This window comes from Treponema sp. R6D11 (assembly GCF_054786075.1).
Window position 1 is genome coordinate 1 of the sequence record NZ_BDHD01001338.1, and the last position, 327, is coordinate 327.

1 protein-coding gene is annotated in these 327 nt (G+C 39.4%); it reads left to right on the forward strand.

Annotated features, from left to right (window positions below):
- Positions 1 to 327, forward strand: a 327-nt coding sequence (locus ACYVTD_RS18670; RefSeq protein ID WP_461249079.1) for a lactate racemase domain-containing protein, incomplete at both ends; no start/stop codon positions are given.

Below are 327 nucleotides of genomic sequence, written 5' to 3' on the forward strand. Positions count from 1 at the left end.
GTTGGGGAGAGTAAATATGGTTGTGATGCATATCTCAATAAAGACTATGTTGAGTCAGATTTCAAAATCGTCACTGGTTTCATTGAACCTCATTTCTTTGCAGGATTTTCAGGCGGTCCAAAAGGTATTATGCCAGGTATCGCTGGATTAGAAACTATTCAAACTTTCCATAATGCAAAGATGATTGGCGACCCTCGTTCTACATGGGGAAATTTAGAAGATAACCCTGTTCAGGATATGGCTAGAGAAGTGAACCGTATGTGTAAGCCAGACTTCATGTTAAATGTGGCTTTAAACAAAAGTAAGGAAATTACGGCTGCATTCGCT